At 70.6% G+C, this 21,260-nt stretch carries 24 protein-coding genes; 9 read left to right on the top strand and 15 right to left on the bottom strand.

All coding sequences use genetic code 11. From position 1 onward, the window contains the following. Nucleotides 1-14 precede the first annotated feature (14 nt). Nucleotides 15-962 carry a LysR family transcriptional regulator gene (locus ABD286_RS06455; RefSeq protein ID WP_344191387.1) on the bottom strand — a complete coding sequence of 316 codons (948 nt, stop codon included), beginning with the start codon at nt 960-962 and terminating at the stop codon, nt 15-17. A gap of 53 nt (nt 963-1,015) precedes the next feature. On the opposite strand from ABD286_RS06455, the gene ABD286_RS06450 reads away from it, so the two are divergent. Next, nucleotides 1,016-1,942, top strand: a complete 927-nt coding sequence (locus tag ABD286_RS06450) for an EamA family transporter (protein WP_344191385.1) — start codon at nt 1,016-1,018, stop codon at nt 1,940-1,942. A gap of 48 nt (nt 1,943-1,990) precedes the next feature. On the opposite strand, the gene ABD286_RS06445 is transcribed toward ABD286_RS06450, so the two are convergent. Continuing rightward, complete coding sequence (locus ABD286_RS06445; RefSeq protein WP_344191383.1) at nt 1,991-2,365, bottom strand: MerR family transcriptional regulator; 375 nt, start codon at nt 2,363-2,365, stop codon at nt 1,991-1,993. A gap of 93 nt (nt 2,366-2,458) precedes the next feature. Between ABD286_RS06445 and ABD286_RS06440 the strand changes: the two genes are divergently transcribed. The 6 genes from ABD286_RS06440 (at nt 2,459) to ABD286_RS06415 (ending at nt 6,180) form a co-directional block, all read left to right on the top strand. Next, a complete protein-coding gene (locus ABD286_RS06440; RefSeq protein WP_344191380.1) occupies nt 2,459-2,761 on the top strand; it encodes a WhiB family transcriptional regulator in 303 nt (100 codons plus the stop codon). Nucleotides 2,762-2,844: 83 nt separating this feature from the next. Next, nucleotides 2,845-3,342, top strand: a complete 498-nt coding sequence (locus ABD286_RS06435) for a hemerythrin domain-containing protein (RefSeq protein ID WP_344191378.1) — start codon at nt 2,845-2,847, stop codon at nt 3,340-3,342. A 2-nt stretch (nt 3,343-3,344) separates the two neighbouring features. Then, a complete protein-coding gene (gene gntA, locus ABD286_RS06430; RefSeq protein ID WP_344191376.1) occupies nt 3,345-4,085 on the top strand; it encodes a guanitoxin biosynthesis heme-dependent pre-guanitoxin N-hydroxylase GntA in 741 nt (246 codons plus the stop codon). Continuing rightward, on the top strand, nt 4,082-4,726 hold the full coding sequence (locus ABD286_RS06425) for a DUF1989 domain-containing protein (protein ID WP_344191374.1): 645 nt from the start codon (nt 4,082-4,084) through the stop codon (nt 4,724-4,726). Before gntA ends, ABD286_RS06425 begins: the two co-directional genes overlap by 4 nt. Before the next feature lie 130 nt (nt 4,727-4,856). Next, entirely contained in the window at nt 4,857-5,912 is a 1,056-nt protein-coding gene (locus ABD286_RS06420; RefSeq protein WP_344191372.1) for a GmrSD restriction endonuclease domain-containing protein, read from the top strand. A 64-nt stretch (nt 5,913-5,976) separates the two neighbouring features. Beyond that, nucleotides 5,977-6,180 carry a hypothetical protein gene (locus ABD286_RS06415; protein ID WP_344191370.1) on the top strand — a complete coding sequence of 68 codons (204 nt, stop codon included), beginning with the start codon at nt 5,977-5,979 and terminating at the stop codon, nt 6,178-6,180. 15 nt (nt 6,181-6,195) lie between these two features. Here the strand turns inward: ABD286_RS06415 and ABD286_RS06410 are convergent, their stop codons facing one another. The 13 genes from ABD286_RS06410 to ABD286_RS06350 all read right to left on the bottom strand — a co-directional run bounded on the left by ABD286_RS06410 (nt 6,196) and on the right by ABD286_RS06350 (nt 18,616). After that, on the bottom strand, nt 6,196-6,948 hold the full coding sequence (locus ABD286_RS06410; RefSeq protein ID WP_344191368.1) for an anti-sigma factor domain-containing protein: 753 nt from the start codon (nt 6,946-6,948) through the stop codon (nt 6,196-6,198). Then, on the bottom strand, nt 6,935-7,504 hold the full coding sequence (locus ABD286_RS06405) for an RNA polymerase sigma factor (protein ID WP_344191366.1): 570 nt from the start codon (nt 7,502-7,504) through the stop codon (nt 6,935-6,937). The genes ABD286_RS06410 and ABD286_RS06405 overlap by 14 nt, the downstream gene beginning before the upstream one ends. Before the next feature lie 23 nt (nt 7,505-7,527). Further along, a complete protein-coding gene (locus tag ABD286_RS06400; RefSeq protein ID WP_344191364.1) occupies nt 7,528-8,217 on the bottom strand; it encodes a class F sortase in 690 nt (229 codons plus the stop codon). Between the two features lie 84 nt (nt 8,218-8,301). Beyond that, complete coding sequence (locus ABD286_RS06395) at nt 8,302-9,114, bottom strand: DUF4397 domain-containing protein (RefSeq protein WP_344191362.1); 813 nt, start codon at nt 9,112-9,114, stop codon at nt 8,302-8,304. A 41-nt stretch (nt 9,115-9,155) separates the two neighbouring features. Continuing rightward, nucleotides 9,156-9,806 (bottom strand): fasciclin domain-containing protein, encoded by a 651-nt coding sequence (locus ABD286_RS06390; RefSeq protein WP_344191360.1) that lies wholly within the window; start codon nt 9,804-9,806, stop codon nt 9,156-9,158. A gap of 102 nt (nt 9,807-9,908) precedes the next feature. After that, the gene (locus ABD286_RS06385) at nt 9,909-11,207 is read right to left on the bottom strand and encodes a hemolysin family protein (protein ID WP_344191358.1); all 1,299 of its coding nucleotides are present in this window, start codon (nt 11,205-11,207) and stop codon (nt 9,909-9,911) included. Between the two features lie 152 nt (nt 11,208-11,359). Continuing rightward, the gene (locus tag ABD286_RS06380; protein ID WP_344191356.1) at nt 11,360-12,085 is read right to left on the bottom strand and encodes a VIT1/CCC1 transporter family protein; all 726 of its coding nucleotides are present in this window, start codon (nt 12,083-12,085) and stop codon (nt 11,360-11,362) included. Next, nucleotides 12,078-12,386: a 4a-hydroxytetrahydrobiopterin dehydratase gene (locus ABD286_RS06375; protein WP_344191354.1), complete on the bottom strand. Its 309-nt coding sequence runs from the start codon at nt 12,384-12,386 to the stop codon at nt 12,078-12,080. The genes ABD286_RS06380 and ABD286_RS06375 overlap by 8 nt, the downstream gene beginning before the upstream one ends. A gap of 145 nt (nt 12,387-12,531) precedes the next feature. Continuing rightward, nucleotides 12,532-13,656 (bottom strand): ABC transporter ATP-binding protein, encoded by a 1,125-nt coding sequence (locus tag ABD286_RS06370; RefSeq protein WP_344191352.1) that lies wholly within the window; start codon nt 13,654-13,656, stop codon nt 12,532-12,534. Further along, nucleotides 13,653-14,672 (bottom strand): ABC transporter ATP-binding protein, encoded by a 1,020-nt coding sequence (locus ABD286_RS06365; protein WP_344191350.1) that lies wholly within the window; start codon nt 14,670-14,672, stop codon nt 13,653-13,655. The genes ABD286_RS06370 and ABD286_RS06365 overlap by 4 nt, the downstream gene beginning before the upstream one ends. Nucleotides 14,673-14,757: 85 nt before the next feature. Further along, nucleotides 14,758-15,759 carry an ABC transporter permease gene (locus tag ABD286_RS06360; RefSeq protein ID WP_425565319.1) on the bottom strand — a complete coding sequence of 334 codons (1,002 nt, stop codon included), beginning with the start codon at nt 15,757-15,759 and terminating at the stop codon, nt 14,758-14,760. 5 nt (nt 15,760-15,764) lie between these two features. Next, nucleotides 15,765-16,775 carry an ABC transporter permease gene (locus ABD286_RS06355; protein WP_344191344.1) on the bottom strand — a complete coding sequence of 337 codons (1,011 nt, stop codon included), beginning with the start codon at nt 16,773-16,775 and terminating at the stop codon, nt 15,765-15,767. Nucleotides 16,776-16,939: 164 nt separating this feature from the next. Next, entirely contained in the window at nt 16,940-18,616 is a 1,677-nt protein-coding gene (locus tag ABD286_RS06350; RefSeq protein WP_344191342.1) for an ABC transporter substrate-binding protein, read from the bottom strand. A 188-nt stretch (nt 18,617-18,804) separates the two neighbouring features. Between ABD286_RS06350 and ABD286_RS06345 the strand changes: the two genes are divergently transcribed. Next, nucleotides 18,805-19,242, top strand: a complete 438-nt coding sequence (locus ABD286_RS06345) for a (deoxy)nucleoside triphosphate pyrophosphohydrolase (RefSeq protein ID WP_344191340.1) — start codon at nt 18,805-18,807, stop codon at nt 19,240-19,242. 121 nt (nt 19,243-19,363) lie between these two features. Further along, nucleotides 19,364-21,247, top strand: a complete 1,884-nt coding sequence (gene typA / locus ABD286_RS06340; RefSeq protein WP_344191338.1) for a translational GTPase TypA — start codon at nt 19,364-19,366, stop codon at nt 21,245-21,247. Nucleotides 21,248-21,260: the final 13 nt, after the last annotated feature.

Here is a 21,260-nt window from a genome sequence, read left to right as displayed (position 1 = left end):
AGCCGATCCGCACGTCAGGGTCGTTTGCGACCGGTGTGGGGGAGTTCGCCGGACGATGCCTGGGTGCCGATCTCGGCCAACAGGTCGAGGACGGCCCGGACGGCGACGCGCTCGGCGACGTCGGGCCTCGAGAGCGCGACGACGTGACGAGCCGCTCGGACCCCGGTCAGCGGCTTGGTGACCACCCCCGGGCGCACGCGGGTGGTGAAGCGTGGAAGGAGTGCCAGGCCGAGGCCCCGCGCGACCATCGCCTCCACCACGCGGTTGTCCCGGAGCCTCTGCACCCGGTCGATCCGCCGCCCGGTGGCGTTCTCGATCGCGATGAGGACCGTGTCGAAGGGGTAGCCCTCGGGGACGCCGATCCAGCGTTCGCCGGCCACCAGGTCGGGAGTCAGCTGCCTGCGGCGAGCAAGCCGGTGACCGACGGGCAGAGCCACGTCGAGGGGCTCCTCGGCGAGGCTGCGGTGGTGCAGGTGGGTCGAACCCGCGGGTGCCTCTCCCGTGATGGTGTGACCGATGACGATGTCGTGATCTGCTGCCCGTCCGGCGAAGTCGGACTCGGCCACGTCGAAGTCCTCGAGAACGATACGAATTCCACTGTCCTGCAACCGGTTCACCAACTCCGGCACGAGGACCTCGGCAGCACTGGGCAGGGCTCCTATCGTCACCGTGCCGACCGGTGCGTCCCGCAGGGCGTCGAGCCTGGCGCGCACCCGGGCGAGGGCGGTCGCGACGTCCACGGCACCCTCGGCCAGCAGGAGCCCGGCCCGAGTCAGCCGCACGCCGCGCCCGTGGGACTCCACGAGCGGCATACCGGCCTCACGCTCGGCGGAGCGGAGCTGTTGGGACACTGCGGAGGGGGTCCGGTGGGTGGCGGTGGCGACCGCGGTGAGGGTGCCGCGGTCCGCAAGCTCGCGGAGCAGCTCGAGGTGTCGCGGGTCCATGAAGGCGACCTTAACCATCGATGCACAACTTTGCGATTGTGCTACGTGCCGACGTCGCGCATGCTCGAGCGATGACCTCGGGCCTGACGCCGTTCCACCGCCTCCTCGCGTGCGCCGTCGCCCTGATCTGGGGGGTGAACTTCCTCGCGATCCACCTGTCGCTGCAACAGTTCCCACCGCTGTTCCTCGTCGCCCTGCGCTTCGCCCTGCTGGCCATCCCGACGATGCTGTTCGTCCCGCGACCGAAGGTGGCGACCCGCTGGCTGGTGGGCTACGGCGTGGGGTTCGGGGTGCTGCAGTTCACCTTCCTCTACAGCGGGATGGCTGCGGGGATGCCCGCGGGCCTCGCGTCGCTGGTGCTCCAGGCGTCAGGACCGTTCACGCTGGTCCTCGGCGCACTGCTGCTCAAGGAGCGGGTGCGGGGGCGCCAGTGGTGGGGGGTCGCCGTGGCTGCCGCCGGGATGGTCGTCGTCGGTGTGTCCCGGGCCGGGGTGGCCCAGCTCGTGCCCTACGTGCTCGTGCTGCTCGGCGCGCTCGGGTGGGCGCTCGGCAACCTGTCGAGCAGGCTGGCGGCACCGCCGAACCCGCTGCACCTCACGCTGTGGATGTCCGTGGTCGTCCCCGTTCCGATGCTCGCCCTGTCCCTGCTGCTCGAAGGACCGCACGACATCACCGACTCTCTCGTCACGTCGTTCACGGCGCAGGCCGCGCCGGCGTGGATCGGTCTCGCGTACACCGTGCTCATCGGGACCGTCGTCGGGTCGGGGATCTGGACGTGGCTCCTGGCCCGCCACCCCGCCGGGGTCGTCGGACCGTTCTCGATGCTCGTCCCCGTGGTCGGGATGGCCACGGCTGCGCTCGCCCTCGATGAACGACCCACGCCGTGGGAGGTGCTCGGCGGGGTCGTGGTCGTCGCCGGGGTCCTGCTCGGCTCGACCGGCAGGCGCGCGCGGGGCGCCTCCATCCCCGTCGAGCACCACGAGGTGGTCCGGGCCTGAGTCGGCCGAGGCTGGGATCCCAGCGCTGGGCTGCTGCGCGAGGTGCCGTCAGGAACGCAGGAGCGACTCGGTCCGGAGTCGCTGGGGGTCCATGGCCAGGGCGACGCGAGCTGCGGTCTGGGTGGGCACGCCCTGGTCGACGAAGCGCTGCACCGCAGCGACCCGCAGGACGTCGCCCTCGGTGTACCGCCGGTGACCGCCCGCGCTGCGCTGGGACGGTGACACGCCGTACCGGCGGTCCCAGCTGCGCAACGTGGCAGCAGGGATGTCCAGACGATCGGCGACGACGCCCACTGACCACTCGATCTCGGCGGACACGGTCTCGACGACGGCGAGGTCGGGCAGGACCCGGAGGGGGATCGAGCGGGTGATCCGGTCCCCGGTCACCCGCGTGTTCATGGGTGCGATGGGGGTTGAGGGCATGCTTCGACTCTAGAACTTATTCACTGGTGTTGCATGATGAACAACTTTTGCATAAGTTGTGAACCACTTCACCAGCGCCGCAAGGAGAACCCCATGGCCAGCATCAAGCGTCTTCCCCAGCCCCTGTTGAGCAACTACGACTGGCAGGTCGACGGGGCGTGCCGCAACTCCGACCCGAACGAGTTCTTCGCCGGGGACGCTGAGCGCGGTAACCGTCGACTCAGCCGGGACGAGCGCGCCAAGGCCATGTGCCGCGAGTGCCCGGTCCTCAAGAACTGCTTCGAGCACGCCATGGCCGTCCGCGAGCCGTACGGCGTCTGGGGCGCCACCACCCCGGAGGAGCGCGAGCTCATCCGCATGGGTCGGGGCACGCACGCCGTCGGCGAGGCCGTCTGACGGATCGTGTTTGGCCCGCCACGTCGCGGGTAGCCAGAAAGGGTCGAGCCGTGTGGCTCGACCCTTCTGCATCTGGAGCCTCCATGTCCACTGACGCCATCACCATCCTGCGAGCCGACCACAAAGAGGTCCGAGCGCTCTTCCGCGAGTTCGAGAAGTCGACGACGACGCCCGCCCGCCAGGGCGCCATCGTGAAGAAGTGCATCGAGCTCCTCACGGTGCACACGTACATCGAGAACGAGGTGATGTACCCGGAGGTGCGTCGCCTGCTTCCCGACCTCGAGGACGACGTGCTCGAGTCCTACGAGGAGCACCACGTGGCCGACGTCCTCGTCATGGAGCTGGTGCCCATGAAGCCGTCGGACGAGCGGTTCCACGCGAAGACGAGCGTCCTCATCGAGAACGTGCGACACCACATGGACGAGGAGGAGAACGACTGGTTCCCCAAGGTGCGCGAAGGGCTGGGACGCAAGCAGCTCAGCGAGCTCGGTGAGCGACTCCTCGAGTCGAAGAAGACGGCCCCGCGGTCGCCGGCGCAGCCGAGTGCGCTGAAGAAGGTCGTCGACGCGGTGGTCTCCTGACCGTGAGCGAGGCACTCCACGACGTCCGTGCCGACGAGCCGACCCTCCTGCAGCTCACCCGGGACCTCGCCGAGGACCCGGACCGCCGCGACCCCCTCGAGGTCGACGGTGCGCTCGAGTCGATGGTGCTGCACCCCGACTACCCCTGCCTCGGGGCCCGGTCGGTGTTCAACCGGGACCGGGCGACCGTCGTGGCCCTGGGGGAGATGGCTTCCGAGGAGGCGACCCGGGGACTGCACGACGCCCTGCGCGACTTCGGCCGTGACACCGACCAGTCGGCGGGGTTCGCCTCGCTCGTGGCGGTCTTCCCGGACACGGTGGTCGACGACGAGGGGCAGTTCGAGTCGCTCCTGTGGCGCCAGCTCGAGAAGCTGCACGAGGCCGACCGCCAACCCTGGAACCCGCAGGTGTCGGACGACCCCGGCAACCCGCACTTCGCCTTCAGCGTCGCCGGGACCGCGTACTTCGTGGTCGGCCTGCACCCGGCCGCCTCGAGGATCGCCCGCCGGACACCGCTGCCCACCCTGGTCTTCAACCTGCACCAGCAGTTCGAGGACCTGCGCGCGTCCGACCGCTTCGAGCGGATGCGTGACACCATCCGACGGCGGGACACCGCCCTGCAGGGCGACGTCAACCCCATGGTCGCCGACCACGGGGCCGGCTCCGAGGCCCGGCAGTACTCCGGCCGAGCGGTGCCCACCGACTGGGCCGCCCCAGTGAACTTCGACGAGGAGACCCCGTGAGCCCGAAGGACAGCCCCACGCAGGCCGGCGACACCCGGGAGGCCGCCGCCGGGCTCCAGCGGTTGGCGCCGCAGACGGGGACAGGGTTCCTGCTGCGCGCGGGCGAGCAGCTGACCGTCGTCGACCCGACGGGCGGCCAGGTGAGCGACCTGTTCTGCTTCAGCGCGGACGACCACGCCGAGTGGTTGTCGAGTGGGCGCACCATCGACTTCGCCAACACGATCTTCCTCACGACCGGTCACACGCTCTACAGCAACCGGAGCACCCCGATGCTCACGGTGGTCGAGGACACCTGCGGGCGGCACGACTTCCTGCTCACCCCGTGCAGCCAGCAGACCTTCGACCTGCTCTACCCGGAGTTCGAGGGCGCCTACCACCCCAGCTGCCTGGAGAACCTCGTGACCGGCCTGGCGCCGTTCGGGGTCACCCCGGACATGGTGACCACGACCCTGAACATCTTCATGAACGTCTGGCCCGAGCCCTCGGGGGAGCTGCACATCGACCCCCCGACCTCGACCGCCGGAGACCGGTTCACGGTGCGTGCCGAGATGGACCTGCACGTCGGCCTGACCGCGTGCTCGGCTGAGAAGTCCAACGGCGGGACTTGCAAGCCCATCGACTACGCCGTGCACCCCGCCTGACCCGACCCGAGCCGGGCCAGCAGGGCCAGCGCACCCTCGTCTCTTCGGCCAGGCTTGTCCGGGTCTGGCGGGTCGGTGACGAGGCAGCACGTACGGTGAGGATCCCCCCTCGAAAGTGCTGTGCCTGCTCATGATTCGCCGTCCCGACTCCTGCTGGCCCGCGTTCGCCGGGCTCGTCCTGCTGGTCGCCACGACCTCGGGGTGCATGCCGGCGAACGCCGACTCCCCGGCCTTCTCCACGCTGACCGGCTCCGTGGACCCCGAGGGGCGCCAGCCCACCGCCGCCTCAGCCGTCCCGGCGGGGACGACCGGGCCTGCGTCGACCACCTCACCGGAGCCGGCCCCGCGTCCCTCGGCACCCACCACGACGGTCCGCCCCGGCACGGCCGTCACGACCCTGGCCGTGCTCCGGGTCAAGGGGCGTGCGCCAATGACGGGCTACGACCGCGGCGAGTTCGGCCAGGCGTGGGCCGACACCGACCGCAACGGCTGCGACACCCGCAACGACATCCTGCGCCGCGACCTCGCACCCTTCACGCTCAAGGCAGGCACCAACGGCTGCCTCGTCCTCACCGGCACCCTCCTCGACCCCTACACCGGGAAGAAGATCGGCTTCGTCAGGGGTTCCGGCACCTCGAGCGCAGTGCAGGTCGACCACGTCGTCGCGCTCTCCGACGCGTGGCAGAAGGGCGCCCAGCAGTGGTCGACCGCTCGCCGCACTGCTTTCGCCAACGACCCGTTGAACCTCCTCGCCGTCGACGGCCCGACCAACGCCCGCAAGGGTGACGGCGACGCCGCGACCTGGCTGCCGCCCCGCAAGGCGGTCCGTTGCTCCTACGTCGCCCGCCAGGTGGCGGTGAAGCACCGCTACGGCCTGTGGGTCACGGCGGCCGAGCGAGATGCGGTGATCCGGGTGCTCAGCAGCTGCCCGGGCCAGGCGCTGCCCAGGGCGTCGGCGTCCGTCCCGCTCGGCGGGGGCCGCGTCACAACCGGGCCTGCACCGACCCGTGCAGCCGCCAGCCCCACCCCTTCCGGCACGAAGACCCGAAGCTCCGAAACGGATCCACGGTTCGGGACCTGCCGTGAGGCGAACGCCGCCGGGTACGGCCCGTACCGTCGTGGCGCCGACCCCGAGTACGACTGGTACCAGGACCGCGACGACGACGGGCTCGTCTGCGAGCGGTGACGGTCATAGGGAGCCCACAGCGGCGCCATACGGGCTCGCCAGCGGTGACCACCACGGTGGTCCCATGAACCTCGCTGCTGCCACCCTCCACCGTCCACTGCTGAGCCCCCGCGGCCTCACCACCGCCGTGGTGATCGCCGCCGCGCTCTCCGTGCCCGTCACCCGCACGGGGGCGGCCGTCGAGGCCCTGCACGCGCCACCGCAGGTGCGCGTCGCCGCCGTCCCGACCGTCCTGGCCCTGCCCAGCATGGGCAAGCTCGACGTCTGAGCGGCACTCGCAGGGTCAGCTCCGCAACGTCCCCCGGACCAGGCTGTCGCCCGAGTGCTCGGGCTTGTCGTCGAACCCCTCGCGGGAGATGTCGACGATGACGTACCCCTCGTCCAGGAGCTGCTGCGTGACCGGGAACGAGGACCGACCGTCGGCCCGCAGCACGCCCAGCGACACCATCCGCTTCCCGTCGCGGTTGATCAGCCACACCTCGAGGTACCCCGACCCGGCGTCGAGACGCTCGGTGCTGACCGACAGCAGCTCGGTGTCGTCGTCCTCGCGCAGCAGCGTGGCCCGACCCAGCCACTGCTGGGTGTCGAGGGTGTCGAGCTGGGTGCTGGCGACCTCCACGGGAGCGGGAGGAGTGGGCTCGTTCCAGACGGCGTACCCCGCAAGGAGCCCGATGGCGATGCCCGCAGCAGCCGCGCCACCGGCCCAGGCGGCAGGCGCCCACCGTCGCCGCGGTCGTCGGACGCGAGGGGCCTGCGTCGCCGTGGCACGCGGCTGTCCGAGGACGTCGTGCGCAGGCAGGTCGCCGCGTCGCTCCTCGTCGTCGATCTGGGCTTCGATCCGGTCGAACAGCCCTGCCGGGGGAGTCGCCAGGTCGGCCCGCCGGGGCGAGGTCGCCACGGCGGCGGCCACCCTGCGGAGCTCGGCCACCGTGGCGCTGCACGTGGCGCAGGTGGACACGTGGGCCAGGTCGTCGGTGGCGGCGTCGGTGTCGCCGAACGCGAACCCGGCCAAGGTCTCCTCGTCAAGGTGCGACATCGTCCACCTCCTCCAGTCGGTTGCGCAGCTGCACCAGTCCGCGGCGGACGTGGCTCTTGACGGTGCCCAGCGGCAGGTCCAGCCGGCGGGCGATCTCCTCCTGGGGGAGGTCCTCGATGAACGCCATTCGGAGCACGCTGGCCCGCGGTTCGCCCAGGCGGTCGACCTCGTGGGCGACGAGCAGCCGTTGCGCGATGTCGGCCTCGGTCGGCGGCGAGCCGACCTCGGGGGCCAGCGCGGCCACGGCGGCGACGTTGCGGGCCCGACGGTAGCGCTGGGTGCGGACGTCGGCGATCCGGTGGCGCGTGATGCCGATGAGCCACCCGGGCAGGGCGCCCTCGCGCGGACGAAGCGTGTGCCGGCTACCCCACGCCGACACGAAGACCTGCTGCGTGACGTCCTCGGCGTCGTGGGCGTCGTCGAGGGCCCGCAGGGCCACGGTGTAGACGAGGGCCGACCACCGCGCGTAGACCTCGGCGAGGGCCTCGCGCGAGCCGGACACGAACCGGGCGGCGAGGTCGTCCTGCTCCGCGACCAGCTCGTCCAGGGCCAACACGCCTTCCACTGTAGTCACGGCGGTCAGCCCACCGGTGTCGCGACGACCACGACGTTGTCCTCGTAGTGCCCGGTCGCCCGGTCGAACCTGCCCCCGCAGGTCACGAGGTGCAGCCGCGGGGGCCCGCCACGGTCGAACAGCTCGTCGGTGTCCAGCTCGCCCTTGGCCAGGCGCAGCACCGAGGTCACCCGGTAGCGGTGCACCGTGCGTCCCGCGGTGACACTCACGGCGTCACCCTTCCGCAGCGTCTGCAGCCGGGCCAGCGGACCGGTCCCGTACTCGCTGTCGTCGACGTGCGCCGCCAGGACCGTGGCTCCCGCACCACCGCCCGGAGCCGCCCCGAAGCGGTACCACCCCGCGACCCGGGGGTCCTCGGGGATGGTCATGGCGCCCAGCCGGTCCACGCCGACAGGGGCGACGGCCATCCGCGCGCCGAGCCGCGGGACCACCACCCGGGTCGGTGCCGCGGGCACGGACGCCGCCCCCCGGGAGGGGGCGGGGGACGGCGCCGGTTCAGAGGTGCCGGACGGCATAGGGGTGCCGGTGGCGGACGAGGTGGTGACCTGACCCGACGGGGCCACGGACTGAGAGCCCGGTATGGCGCGCGGCGCCGTGCTCTCGCTGCTCGCCCGCCGCAGGTCCCCGGGGTCGTCGACCGCAGCCGGCCGCGTCGCCCAGGTCGTGAGGGCACCCGCGAGGAGGGCGGCAGCCACCGCGGCCGCCACCCTCCCGCGCGTTCCGTTCACGGACATCCCGGTGGTCTCCTGCTCGGCTCGGTCTGTCCCGCTGCTGTCCGCTCAGGCCCGGACGGTGCCGGGACGACGGCGGACCAGGACGAGCGCGCCGGCCACCAGCGCGGCCGAGCCCACGAGCGCCATACGGGACAGGTCCGTCGCGAGCGCGGCCTGGCCGCCGGAGCCGGCGGGGACCGAGCCGGGCGAGGAGTGCAGGCCCGAGATCGTCTGCACGGCGAGGGCGAGGCTGTCGTCCTCGGCGCTGCCGTAGGCGTAGACGATGGTGTTGGTGCCCTCCGTGAGCTTCACGTCGGTCGGGCCGATGGCCACGGTGTCGGTGCCGGCGAGGGTGACGTCGGCGCTGATCGTCCCGGCGGGGAGGTCGGCCTTGGCCTCCTTCGGGTTGGTCAGGCCCTCGAACGCCGCGTCACCGTTGGCGCGCACGTCCACCGCGGGGGCGGCGGCCGTGTGGCGGACGGTGAGGCGGGCCTGGCCGGCAGCGACCTTGGAGACGTCGTTGACGAACGGCGTGAGGGCCGGCTCGCCCTCGGCGGTGAGGTGCGCGACGACCGAGACGTTCGCCCCGGCGGGAACGGTGACGTCGTTGGCCTCGACGACGGCGTCGCCGTCGGCCCCGGCGTTCGCCGCCGTGACCTTGAGGTCGTACTGCCCGGCCGGGAGGGTCACGGGGTCGGTGACGGTGCCCGGCTCGAAGTCGGCGAGCAGCTCTTCACCGTTGGCGTAGACGTCGACGGTGGAGCCGGGGATGCCGTGCACCACGGTCACGGTGGCGTCGTCGGCCGCTTGGGCGGGCAGGGCGACACCGGTCGCGGCCACAGCCAGCACGGCCACGGCGAGGATGCGGGTGGTCTTCATGATGGGTCCTTGTCTGTGATGACGGAGGTGACGGTCGGGGGTCAGAGGTCGATCGGGCGGAGCACGAGGACGATGCCGTGCGCGATCTGCTTGTTGCCCTTGTTGATGTCCAGGGCTCGCGGGTTGAGCAGGGGGTTCAGGTCGTTCCTGTCGTTGTCGCGCAGGACGACGAGCTTGAAGCGCGCCGAGATGACGTCCACCGTGATGGAGGCGCCCGGCAGGGCGGTGGCGAGCTTCGCCCCATCGGCCTTGAGGGCCGCACCCGAGTCGATCGTCGCGCCGGGGACGACGTGGTAGAGCAGGACGCTCTCGATCGCGTCGATGCCGACGGCGCCGGCAAGCGTGGTGAAGGTGGCCTTCTCCGAGGTCGGCCACTTCTTCGTGAGGTCGGCGACGAGCACCTGGAACGCGCGGTCGTTGGGCAGGAAGGCCGTCAGGGGGACCGAGCCGTCGGTGAGCACCTTGACGGGGCTGTCGGGCTTGGCCGCGAGCACCGCGAGGACGGCCTCGGTGAGGATGTCGTAGTCGTACCAGTTGCGGTCGAAGGTGTCGCCGTCCGCGGTGAGCACCGCAGCCAGGCTCTTCGTCCCCGTGGGGGCCGTGGAGGTCGGTGCTGCGCTCGCCGCGGGGGCGAGCAGGGTGGTCGCCAGTGCGGCGGCGACGACGGCGGAGCTGACTCTGCGCAGGTACATCGGTGGACCTCCAGGGGCTCGTGGCGGTCCTTCGTGGACCGTCCTGCCCCTACTTCCGCGCGGAGGTCCTCCGGGGATGCACCTGTCCCGGGAAATCTTCGGTCAGTGCTGGACCTCGGCCGGCGAGGCCCCGGGCACCGGCGCGATGCGCACCTCTGTCACCGCGTGGTGGGCGACGGCCAGGACCTCGATCGTCCACCGCTCGGTCGAGACGACGTCACCCGGTCGGTCCGGCACGCGGCCGAGCAGCTTGAGCACGAGCCCGGCCACGGTGGCGTAGTCGGTGGAGGGGGCGACGTCGAGCTCGACCCCCACGTCGACCAGGTCGTGGACCGGGAAGGTCCCCGGAAGGACCACCGTGCCGTCGGCCTCCTGGTGGGCGTCCAGGACGTCGGGGTCGGTCTCGTCCCAGATCTCCCCGACGATCTCCTCAAGCAGGTCCTCGAGGGTGACGATGCCCTCGACGGAGCCGTGCTCGTCGATGACGATGGCCATCTGCTGGCGCTCCTCGCGGAACTGGCGCAGGGCCTCGGAGATGCGCACGGTCTCGGGGAGCATCAGTGCCGGCTGCACCCGGGCGGCGACGGGCTCGTCGCCGCCGTGGATGACCGCACCCCAGTGGATGATGCCGATCACCCGGTCGAGGTGGTTGCCGTGGGTCACGGGCACCCGGGAGTGGCCCGAGGCAGCCATCGTGTCCCGGGCCCGGGCCACGGTGGCGTCGTTAGGCAGGGAGAGCACCGAGCCACGGGGCACCAGCACCTGCCGCACGGTCCGCTCGCTGAGCTCGAGGGCGCCGCTGATGATCTCGCGCTGCTCGTCGTTGAGCTCGGGGTTGCTCGTGACGAGGTCGCGCAGCTCCTCCGCGGAGATGTCGTCGGACGCGGCCTCGGCCCTGCCGCCGAGCAGGCGCACGACGACGTCGGTCGACTTCCCGAGGACGGCCACGGCGGGACGCGACAGGGTCGACAGCGCGTCGAGGGGACGGACGACGGCCAGGGCCCACGGCAGGGCCAGCTGCATCGCGAGGCGCTTGGGGGCGAGCTCACCGAGGACGAGGGTGAGGAACGCCAGCACCAGGGTGACGGCCGCGACCACGACGGGCTCGGCGGCCGAGCCGAGGGCCTCGGCGTACGGCACGAGCGGCTCGGCGAGGGACACGGCCGCGGTCGCCGAGGCCAGGAACCCGGCCAGGGTGATGCCGATCTGGATGGTGGCGAGGAACCGGTTGGGGTCCCGCGCGAGCCGGACCAGGCGCTCGGCCCGCGCTCCTCCGGACCGTTCCAGCTGCTTGAGCTGACCCTCCCTGAGCGAGACCAGGGCCATCTCGCTCCCGGCGAAGACGGCGTTGAGCAGGACGAGGGTGGCGACGAGGGCGATGTCGAGCCAATAGCCGGACACGGCTGGGGACTCACCGATCCTTGGTCGGTCGTCCGCGGACGACGGGGCGGGCGGGGGTGAGTCGGCTCAACGGCTCCCCGCGGCGGGAAGTTCCGCGAGGGGAGGTCCTGCGACGGCTCCCGAGGCGAGGAGCCGCGGGAGCCGCGCCCCGGTCAGAGCTGGGTGCCGACCAGGGCGCCGATGCCGTACGTGACCGCCATCGCCAGGACGCCCCCTGCGACGTTGCGCAGCACGGCCGGGCGACGGGGGGCCCCGCCGAGCCGGGCGCTCACCGCTCCGGTGCCTGCGAGGGCGGCGACGACGGCAAGGGCCGTCACGGTGACGCGGGCTCCCTGCGGCGGCAGGAGGATCGCCACGAGCGGGAGCAGGGCGCCCGCGGTGAAGGCCACCATCGAGGCCCAGGCGGCGTGCCAGGGGTTCGTCAGCTCGTTCGGGTCGATGCCGAGCTCGGCCTCGGCGTGTGCGCCGAGCGCGTCGTGCGACGTCAGCTGCACGGCGACCTCGTGGGCCAGCTCGGGCGTGAGGCCCTTCCCCTCGTAGATCTCTGCGAGCTCGGCGAGCTCCTCCTCGGGCATCTCGCGCAGCTCGCGGGTCTCCTTGGCCAGCAACGCCTTCTCGGTGTCCCGCTGGGTGCTCACCGAGACGTACTCCCCAGCCGCCATGCTCATCGCACCGGCGGCCAGGCCGGCCACACCCGCGGTCATGATGGCCGAGCGCTCGCTGGTGGCGGCCGCGACACCGATGACGATGCCGGCGGTGGACACGATGCCGTCGTTCGCGCCCAGCACGGCCGCGCGCAGCCAGTTCAGCCGCGCGCCGATGCCGGTGTCGTGCTCCTCGCCCTCGTGCGGGACGACCTCGATCCCGACCTCAGCCACGGGCCTGCGCCCCGATCCGCGCAGCGGCCTGGGAGATCTGGTGGGCGAGCTCGACATCGAGCTGGGTCAGGCCACCCTGGTCGTGCGTCGAGAGCACGAATCCGACCGTGCGCCAACGGATGTCGATGTCAGGGTGGTGGTTCATCGACTCCGCGTCGGCGGCGACCTCGTCGACGAGGCGGATCGCGGCGGGGAAGTCGGGAGCCTCGAACGTCGCCCGCATGAGGGGGCCGTCCACCGCCCACCCGGGCAGGTCACCGAGCTGGCGGTCGATCTCCTCGTGGTTCAGCAGTCGCGACATGGCACCACTCTGGCAAGGATCGACGAGCCTGTCACCGAAGCCCAGCCTCACCTCACCTCCCGCCCCGGACAGCGGTGTGCCGCGTGCGCGAGGTGCGCACGCGGCACACCGAGGTGCCGGACCGGACGGGCCGTGGTGGGCTGCGTCAGAGGGCTTCCTGGACCGACGCCGGGCCGAGGAAGTCGTCGCCACCGCTGGTGAGGTCGGTCTGGGCGGTGAGCGATGCCTTGACGGTGTGCATCTTCAGCTCCCCGGACTCGATCTGCTCGGCCCAGTGGCAGGCCACGCGGTGCGATTCCGGGACCCCGGCGATCTTCAGCGAACGCAGTAGCGGCCGCTCGGTGTCGCACTTGGTGTCCTGCCGCCACGGGCACCGGGTGTGGAACCGGCAGCCGGTGGGCGGGTTGGCGGGGGAGGGGAGGTCGCCCTGGAGCAGGATCCGCTCGCGACGGTCCTCGATCACCGGGTCGGGCACCGGGACGGCCGACATCAGCGCCCGCGTGTAGGGGTGCAGCGGCTTGGTGTAGAGGTCCTCCGCGTCGGCCTCCTCGGCGATCGCGCCGAGGTACATGACCCCGATCCGGTCGCTGATGTGGCGCACGACGGCGAGGTCGTGGGCCACCACGAGGTAGGTCAGGCCGAACTCGTCCTGCAGCTCCTCGAGGAGGTTGATGACCTGCGCCTGCACCGACACGTCGAGGGCTGACACCGGCTCGTCGGCGACGATGAGCTTGGGGTTCACCGACAGCGCGCGGGCGATGCCGATGCGCTGGCGCTGTCCGCCGGAGAACTCGTGCGGGTACTTCTTCAGCGCCGCGACCGGCAGCCCGACCGCCTTGAGCAGGTCGCGCAGCCGGGTGTTCGCCTGCTTCCCGTCCTTGGCGAGGCCGTGCGCCTTCATGCCCTCGAGCAGCAGCGACTCCACGGTCTGGCGCGGGTCGAGGCTGCCCATCGGGTCCTGGAACACCATCTGGATGTCCTGGCGCTTGTGCCGCAGCTCCTCGCCCTTGAGGGCAGCGATGTCGATCCCGTCGAACTCGACCGAGCCCGACGTCGGCGGCTCGAGGTTGAGGATGGCGCGCCCGAGGGTGGACTTGCCGCACCCGGACTCACCGACCAGGCCGTAGGTCTCGCCCTTGCGGATCTGCAGGTCCACGCCGTCGACGGCGTAGACGTGGCCGACCGTCTTGTCGAAGATGACCCCGCGCTTGATGGGGAAGTGGACCTTGACGTCCTTGACGTCGACGAGGATCTCGTCGCTGACGGTCACCGGGACACCTCCACGGGGTTGTGGCAGCGGAGCGCCCGGGGGCCGTCCTCCACGAGCTCGGGGGTCTTCTCGACGCAGACGTCGATGGGCTGGGAGCACCGGGGTGCGAACGCGCACGCGCTCGCCCACGGCAGGTTGTCCGACACCGAGCCGGGGATGGGGGTCAGCTTCGACCCCCGCTCACCGTCCAGACGGGGTATGGAGCCGAGCAGGCCGTGCGTGTACGGGTGACGGGGCTCGGCGAAGAGCGGGTGGCGGTCGCCGCGCTCGACGATGCGGCCGGCGTACAGGACGTTGATCCGGTCCACGAGGCCGGCGACGACACCGAGGTCGTGGGTGATCATGACCAGCGCGGTGCCGCTGTCCTCGACGAGCTCCTTGAGCAGGGCGAGGATCTGCGCCTGGATGGTCACGTCGAGGGCCGTGGTCGGCTCGTCGGCGATGAGGACCTTGGGGGCACAGGCGAGGGCCATCGCGATGAGCGCGCGCTGGCGCATCCCGCCGGACAGCTGGTGCGGGTAGTCCTTGAGCCGGCGCTGGGCGTCCGGGATGCCGACCTTGTCGAGCATGTCCTTGGCCAGCGGGACGGCTGCCTTGCGGGACAGGCCGCGGTGCCGCTCGAGCACCTCGGTGACCTGCACGCCGATCGGCACCACGGGGTTCAGCGAGGACAGCGGGTCCTGGAAGATCATGCCGAGGTCGCGACCGCGACGGTCCCGCATCTGGTCGGCCGACTGCTTGAGCAGGTCGGTGTCGCCGTAGAAAACCTCGCCCTCGACCTTGACCCCGCGCTGCGGGAGCAGGCCCATGATGGCCAGCGACGTGACGGACTTGCCACAGCCGGACTCGCCGACCAGGCCGACCGTCTGGCCGGGCCGGACGTCGAAGCTCACACCGTCGACGGCGACGAACGGCTTCTCGCCGGAGCGCTGGAAGGTGACGCGCAGGTCGCGGACCGACAGCAGGGGCTGCTGGTCGTTGCTGGTGCGCTGGCTGTTCTGGATCGTTTCGGTCATGCGACGACTCCCTGAGGAAACGAGCGACGAAGGAGTGAGGCCCGGAAGGGTGAGGAGCGTGGCCAGTTCAGTTCGGTCATGTCGACTACCTCCGGCTCTTGGGGTCGAGGGCCTCGCGCAGCGACTCGCCCATCAGGGTGAACCCGAGGGCCACCACGATGATGCAGACGGCCGGCCAGACGGCCAGCGCGGGGTTGTCGAAGATCTGGCTCTGGGCGGCGCCCAGCATCTGGCCCCATTCCGGCTGCCGGTCGTCGGGGTTGCCCAGTCCGAGGAAGGACAGCGCGGCGGCGTCGATGATGGCACCGGCGATGACCAGCGTCGCCTGGACGATCACCGGGCCGAGCGAGTTCGGGAGCATGTGCCGGAAGACGATCGCCGACTTCTTGACGCCCAGGGCACGGGCCGCCAGGACGTGGTCGCTCGAGCGCTGGGCCAGCATCGACCCGCGCAGCAGGCGGGCGAAGATCGGGATCTGCACGGTGGCGATGGCGATGATGACGGTCCACTGGCTGGGCTGCTGCGCGAGGGCCGCGATCGACACCGCGAGGAGCAGCGAGGGGATGGACAGCATCACGTCGACCACGCGCATGACGAGCGAGTCGACCCACCCGCCGAAGGCGCCGGCGAGGACACCGAGGGACAGGCCGCCGGCCAGGCCGAAGAGCGTGGCGAAGACACCGACGACGAGGGTCTGGCGGCTCCCGACGATGAGGCGCGACAGGACGTCGCGGCCCGAGGTGTCGGCGCCCAGCGGGAAGCCCGCCTCGGGGCCGGGCACCGGGTTGCTCTGGGGCCGGACCTTGTCCAGCAGCAGGCCCTTGGTGGGGTCGTGCGGCGCGATGAGCGGCGCGAAGATGGCCAGCAGGATGAAGAGCAGGGTGATGCCGGCGCCGAGCAGGAACACGGGGTTGCGACGCAGCCGCTTCCAGGCGCTCGCGATGAGCGAGACACCGCCGCTCTCCTCGATGTGTCCGGCGTCGTCGACGGTGAGCACGCCGGTGCCACCCGACTGTGCCGCGAGGCTGTCGATCTTCTGCTTCTTGGTCCTGGGATCCAGGTTCTCGGGGTTGAGGGGGTTGCTCACTCGGGTCACCTCGTCCGGACTCGGGGGTCGATCACGGCATACGCGATGTCGACGAGAAGGTTGATGATCACGAAGGTGACGGCCGCCATCAGGATGCACACCTGGAGGACGGCGTAGTCACGGCGGGTGAACGCCACGGCGACGGCCTCGCCGATGCCGCCCCAGGAGAAGACGCGCTCGGTGAGCACGGCCCCGACGAGGAGGCCACCGGTCTGCAGGCCGATGGTCGTGACCACGGGCAGGAGCGCGTTGCGCAGGACGTGCCGGCCACGGATGATGCGCGTGGTCAGGCCCTTGGACTCGGCGGTCCGCACGTAGTCCTCGTCCATCACGTCGAGCACGGACGCCCGCGTGATGCGGAAGATCACCGCGAACGGGATGGTGGCCAGGGCGAGCGCCGGCAGCAGCAGGTGCTTGAGCGCGTCCCACGCCGCGTCGTACTCGCGCGTCAGCAGGCCGTCGAGGACGAAGAACCCGGTGATCCGGGTGGCGTCGATGCCGGAGTCCTGGCGACCTGAGACGGGCAGCCAGTTCAGCTGGATGGCGAACCAGTACTTGAGCAGGAAGGCCAGGAAGAACACCGGGACGGCGACCCCGATGAGGGACCCGATGACCGAGGTGTTGTCGAACCACGAGGCGCGGCGGCGCGCAGCCATGTAGCCGAGGGGGATGCCGAGCGCGATCGCGAACAGCAGCGCGAAGAAGCTCAGCTCGAGCGTCGCCGGGAACCGCTGGACGAACACCTGCATGGCGTCGGTGCCGGGCTGGACGCCCGTGCTCGCGCCGAACTGGCCCCGGGCGGCGCGCTTGATGAACTCCCAGTACTGCACGTAGATGGGCTCGTCGAGGCCGAGGGCCTTCTCCAGGGCGGCACGGCGCTCGGGCGTGGCCTTCTCGCCGAGGATGGCGGACACGGTGCCGCCGGGCAGGGCACGCAGCCAGAGGAACACCAGCAGGGACAGCACGACGACCACCCCCACCATCTGCAGCAGCCTTCGCAGGATGAATCTCAGCACAGGGACTCAATCTCCTTCTGTCGTCGACGGTCGCCATCGACGGTCGGGACCCGCCTGCGGGGGATCACGCGGGTACGACGTTGTTTGTACACGACTGTGGCCGCCCCAGCGATGGTGCTGGGACGGCCACAGGTGGAACGGGGTGGTCCGAGGTCAGCCTCGGGTCACTTGGTGACCGTCACCGAGGAGAACGTCTCGGCGGTCAGCGGGCTCGCGACGAGACCCTTGACCTTCTCGCTGACGACCAGGGCCGGCGGGGAGTGGCTGATCGCCAGACCGGGCAGGTCCTGCTCCATGATCTCCTGGTTGACCTTCTCGTAGGCGGCGTTGCGCTCGTTCTCGTCGACGATGCCGTCTGCGGCCTGCAGGTCCTTGGAGAGCTTCTCGCCGTACGACGTCGCACTGGTGTGGAAGTCGTTCGCCTTGAAGTTGGCGAAGAACGTGCCGATGAAGTTGTCGGCGGAGTTGTAGTCGCCGGTCCAGCCGAGCAGCCACGCGTCGTAGCCACCGTTGTCGACGGTGTCGAGGTAGCCACCGTTCCACGGCTTGGTGACGACGTTGACCTTGATGCCGACGGCCTCGAGGTCGGTGCGCATGGCCTCGTAGATCTTCTGCGGGTTCGGCATGTACGGACGCGACACCTCGGACGGGTAGGCGAACGTCAGGGTCATGCCCTCGGCGCCGGCCTCCTTGAGGAGCTGCTGGGCCTTGGCCTTGTCGTACGTGTATCCCTGCAGGCTCTTGTTGTAGCCGGCCACCGTCTCGGGCATGAACTGCGTCGCGACGGTCGCGCCCTCGGGCAGCTGGGTCTTGACGAGCTGCTCACGGTTGAGGGCGTAGTAGAGGGCCTGACGGACCTTGAGGTCCTTGAGCTTCGGGTTCTTCTCGGGGTTGAGGCCCATGTAGAGGATGTTGAAGGCGGGACGGACCAGCAGCTGGTTGCCCGAGTCCTTCAGACCCTTCCAGTCGGCCGGGTTCGGCAGGTCGTAGCCGTCGATGCTGCCGGCCTCGAGCTCCTGGCGACGGGTGCTCTCGTCGGGGATGATCTTGAAGACGAGCTTGGCCGTCTTGGCCTTGTCGCCCCAGTAGGCGTCGTTGCGCACGAGCGTGACCGTCTTGTTGGCCTCGTCGAACTTGTCGAGCTTGTAAGGGCCGGTGCCGACCGGGTTCTTGGAGTAGGCGGGGTAGCCGAAGCCCTCGCCCTGCTTGGTGACGTTGTTCGCGTCGCCGTCCTTGAGCGCCTTGGGCGACTGCATGGAGAACGAGTCGAGGGACAGCGCCGTCGGGAACTTGGACGTGGCGCGGCTGATCTTGACGACCGCGGTCATGTCGTCCTTGGCCGAGCAGCTCTGGTAGAGCGCGTTGGCAGCGTCCGACTTGAAGGCACCCATGACGTCGGCCCAGTAGCCGGCGGGGCCACCTGCGGCGACCTCGTTCTGGTCGAACATGCGCTCGAAGTTGTAGCAGACGGCCTCGGCGTTGAACGCCTCGCCGTCCCAGAACTTCACGCCCTCGCGGAGCTTGAACGTCCACTCCTTGCCGTCGGCCGAGGCCTCCCAGCTGGTGGCCAGCTCGGGCTCGATGTCGGCGGTGCCCGGCTTGATGCCGACCAGGCCCTCCATCATCTGGCGGGTGACGCGGAACGTCTCACCGTCGGTGGCGTAGAAGGGGTCGAAGAGCTCGGGGGCGCCCGCGGCGCCGAACGTGATGGTGTCCTTGGTGTCACCACCACTGGAGGAGGAACCGCTGCCAGACTCTCGGTCCGACTGGGCGCAGGCCGTCAGGGTGAGGGCCAGCGTCGTCGCCAAGACGACCGGGGTCGTCCTACGCGTGAGCTTCATGAATACCTCGCTTGTGTGCGAACTGTGGTCGACCCGGTTGGGCGCCAGAGGTGGAGCAGGTGTGGTGCGATGTGGTGCGGTCCGAAGGGGCAGGCGCAGGCGCAAACCTTCTCCGGTTGGAGCGAGACCCTAGCGAGAACTGCGGTGCCCGCACCGCTCCGCCGCGGAAATTAACAAAAGTGAGACACATGCCGGAAAGAGCACGGTTCCCGTTGGTGCGCGCCGTCGTCGGCGCTGCGATCGTCGACGACCTCGACCACCCGACGCGCCTCCTCAGCGCCCGTCGGACCGAGCCTCCTGCGCTCGCAGGAGGGTGGGAGTTCGCCGGGGGGAAGGTCGATCCGGGGGAGACCCCGGAGCAGGCGCTGCACCGCGAGCTGATCGAGGAGCTCGGGGTCACCGTGCGCCTCGGGGAGGTCGTGCCCGGGCCGCTGGCGGACGGCCGCTGGCCCCTGGGGGAGTCCTACGCCATGACGGTCTGGTGGGCCGTCGTCGACTCCGGGGTCCCGGCCCCGATCGAGGACCACGACGCGGTGCGGTGGCTCACCGCGGAGGACCTGTACGACGTGCCGTGGCTGCCCGCCGACCTGCCCATCGTCGACGCCATCGCCACCCGCCTGCGCTGACCGCCGCCCGCCGCAGGTATGGCGCGTGGCCGGCCCCGCGCCATACCGGTGCTGTGGCTGTGCTCACCACGCACGAAAGGGGTGGTCCCGACGTGCTCAAAAGCCTGAGACAATGGTGCTCATGCCCATGAAGACCCGCGGTGACATCCGCAATGTCGCCATCGTTGCCCACGTCGACCACGGAAAGACCACCCTGGTCGACAAGATGCTCTGGGAAGCCGGCGCGTTCGGCGAGCACCAGCACGTCGACGAGCGTGCGATGGACTCCGGTGACCTCGAGCGCGAGAAGGGCATCACCATCCTCGCGAAGAACACCGCCATCCACTACGCCGGGAAGGCCGCCGCCGAGGCGGGCCTGGCCGATGGCGCCACGATCAACATCATCGACACCCCCGGCCACGCCGACTTCGGTGGCGAGGTCGAGCGCGGCCTGTCCATGGTCGACGGTGTCGTGCTGCTCGTCGATGCCTCCGAGGGCCCGCTGCCCCAGACGCGCTTCGTGCTGCGCAAGGCGCTCGCCGCCAAGATGCCGGTCGTGCTGTGCATCAACAAGGTGGACCGCCCCGACTCGCGCATCGCCGAGGTCGTCGACGAGGTCTACGAGCTGTTCATGGACCTCGACGCCGACGAGCACCAGATCGAGTTCCCGATCGTCTACGCGTCCGCCAAGAACGGCCGCGCCTCGATGACCCGCCCGGAGAACGGCGGCCTCCCGGACGCCGAGGACCTCGAGGCCCTCTTCGAGACGATCCTGTCCACGATCCCCGCGCCCACGTACGACGACGAGGCCCCGCTGCAGGCCCACGTCACCAACCTCGACGCGTCCAACTTCCTCGGCCGCCTCGCGCTGCTGCGCGTGCACAACGGCACGATCAAGAAGGGCCAGTTCGTGGCCTGGTGCAAGGTCGACGGGAGCGTCGAGCGCGTCAAGATCACCGAGCTGCTCATGACCGAGGCCCTCGAGCGCAAGCCCGCCGAGTCCGCTGGTCCCGGCGACATCATCGCCATCGCCGGCATCCCCGAGATCATGATCGGCGAGACCCTCGCCGACGCGGAGAACCCCATCCCGCTGCCGGTCATCACCGTCGACGAGCCGGCCATCTCCATGACCATCGGCACCAACACAAGCCCGATGGTGGGCAAGGTGCGTGGCTCCAAGGTCACCGCGCGCATGGTCAAGGACCGTCTCGACAAGGAGCTCATCGGCAACGTGTCGCTGCGCGTCCTGCCCACCGAGCGCCCCGACGCCTGGGAGGTCCAGGGCCGTGGTGAGCTCGCGCTCGCCATCCTCGTCGAGCAGATGAAGCGCGAGGGCTACGAGCTCACCGTCGGCAAGCCGCAGGTGGTCACCCGCGAGGTCGACGGCAAGACCCACGAGCCGGTCGAGCGCCTCACGATCGACACCCCGGAGGAGTTCCTCGGCCCGATCACCCAGATCATGGCCGCCCGCAAGGGCCGCATGGAGCAGATGACCAACCACGGCACCGGCTGGATCCGGATGGAGTTCCTCGTGCCGTCGCGTGGCCTCATCGGCTTCCGGACCGAGTTCCTCACCGAGACGCGCGGCACGGGCATCGCCCACCACGTGTTCGAGGACTACGAGCCGTGGTTCGGCCCGATCGTGACCCGCACCAGCGGCTCGCTCGTCTCCGACCGCACCGGTGTCGTCACCGCGTACGCCATGGTCAACCTCCAGGAGCGCGGCACGCTGTTCGTGGACCCGACCACCGAGGTGTACGAGGGCATGATCATCGGCGAGAACTCCCGCGCCGACGACATGGACGTCAACATCACCAAGGAGAAGAAGCTCACCAACGTGCGCGCCTCCTCCTCGGACAACTTCGAGAAGATCGTGCCGCCGCGCAAGCTCAGCCTCGAGCAGTCGCTCGAGTTCTGCCGCGAGGACGAGTGCGTCGAGGTGACCCCGGAGGCCGTGCGCATCCGCAAGGTCGAGCTCGACCAGACCCTGCGCGCCCGCGCCGCGTCCCGGGCACGCAACGCCTGATCACGGCAGGCTG

Origin of the sequence: Pedococcus aerophilus, from assembly GCF_039532215.1 — a bacterium.
GTDB lineage: Bacteria > Actinomycetota > Actinomycetes > Actinomycetales > Dermatophilaceae > Pedococcus > Pedococcus aerophilus.
The sequence above is the reverse complement of the archived record's forward strand: the minus strand, read 5'-3'. Positions and strand labels throughout refer to the sequence as shown.

Excerpts from the sequence above, each read along its gene's own strand:
- ABD286_RS06455 (WP_344191387.1), bottom strand. The coding sequence starts at position 962 with ATGGTTAAGGTCGCCTTCATGGACCCGCGACACCTCGAGCTGCTCCGC.
- ABD286_RS06450 (WP_344191385.1), top strand. The coding sequence starts at position 1,016 with ATGACCTCGGGCCTGACGCCGTTCCACCGCCTCCTCGCGTGCGCCGTC.
- ABD286_RS06445 (WP_344191383.1), bottom strand. The coding sequence starts at position 2,365 with ATGCCCTCAACCCCCATCGCACCCATGAACACGCGGGTGACCGGGGAC.
- ABD286_RS06440 (WP_344191380.1), top strand. The coding sequence starts at position 2,459 with ATGGCCAGCATCAAGCGTCTTCCCCAGCCCCTGTTGAGCAACTACGAC.
- ABD286_RS06435 (WP_344191378.1), top strand. The coding sequence starts at position 2,845 with ATGTCCACTGACGCCATCACCATCCTGCGAGCCGACCACAAAGAGGTC.
- ABD286_RS06420 (WP_344191372.1), top strand. The coding sequence starts at position 4,857 with ATGATTCGCCGTCCCGACTCCTGCTGGCCCGCGTTCGCCGGGCTCGTC.
- ABD286_RS06415 (WP_344191370.1), top strand. The coding sequence starts at position 5,977 with ATGAACCTCGCTGCTGCCACCCTCCACCGTCCACTGCTGAGCCCCCGC.
- ABD286_RS06410 (WP_344191368.1), bottom strand. The coding sequence starts at position 6,948 with ATGTCGCACCTTGACGAGGAGACCTTGGCCGGGTTCGCGTTCGGCGAC.
- ABD286_RS06395 (WP_344191362.1), bottom strand. The coding sequence starts at position 9,114 with ATGAAGACCACCCGCATCCTCGCCGTGGCCGTGCTGGCTGTGGCCGCG.
- ABD286_RS06390 (WP_344191360.1), bottom strand. The coding sequence starts at position 9,806 with ATGTACCTGCGCAGAGTCAGCTCCGCCGTCGTCGCCGCCGCACTGGCG.
- ABD286_RS06375 (WP_344191354.1), bottom strand. The coding sequence starts at position 12,386 with ATGTCGCGACTGCTGAACCACGAGGAGATCGACCGCCAGCTCGGTGAC.
- ABD286_RS06365 (WP_344191350.1), bottom strand. The coding sequence starts at position 14,672 with ATGACCGAAACGATCCAGAACAGCCAGCGCACCAGCAACGACCAGCAG.
- ABD286_RS06350 (WP_344191342.1), bottom strand. The coding sequence starts at position 18,616 with ATGAAGCTCACGCGTAGGACGACCCCGGTCGTCTTGGCGACGACGCTG.
- ABD286_RS06345 (WP_344191340.1), top strand. The coding sequence starts at position 18,805 with ATGCCGGAAAGAGCACGGTTCCCGTTGGTGCGCGCCGTCGTCGGCGCT.
- typA (WP_344191338.1), top strand. The coding sequence starts at position 19,364 with ATGCCCATGAAGACCCGCGGTGACATCCGCAATGTCGCCATCGTTGCC.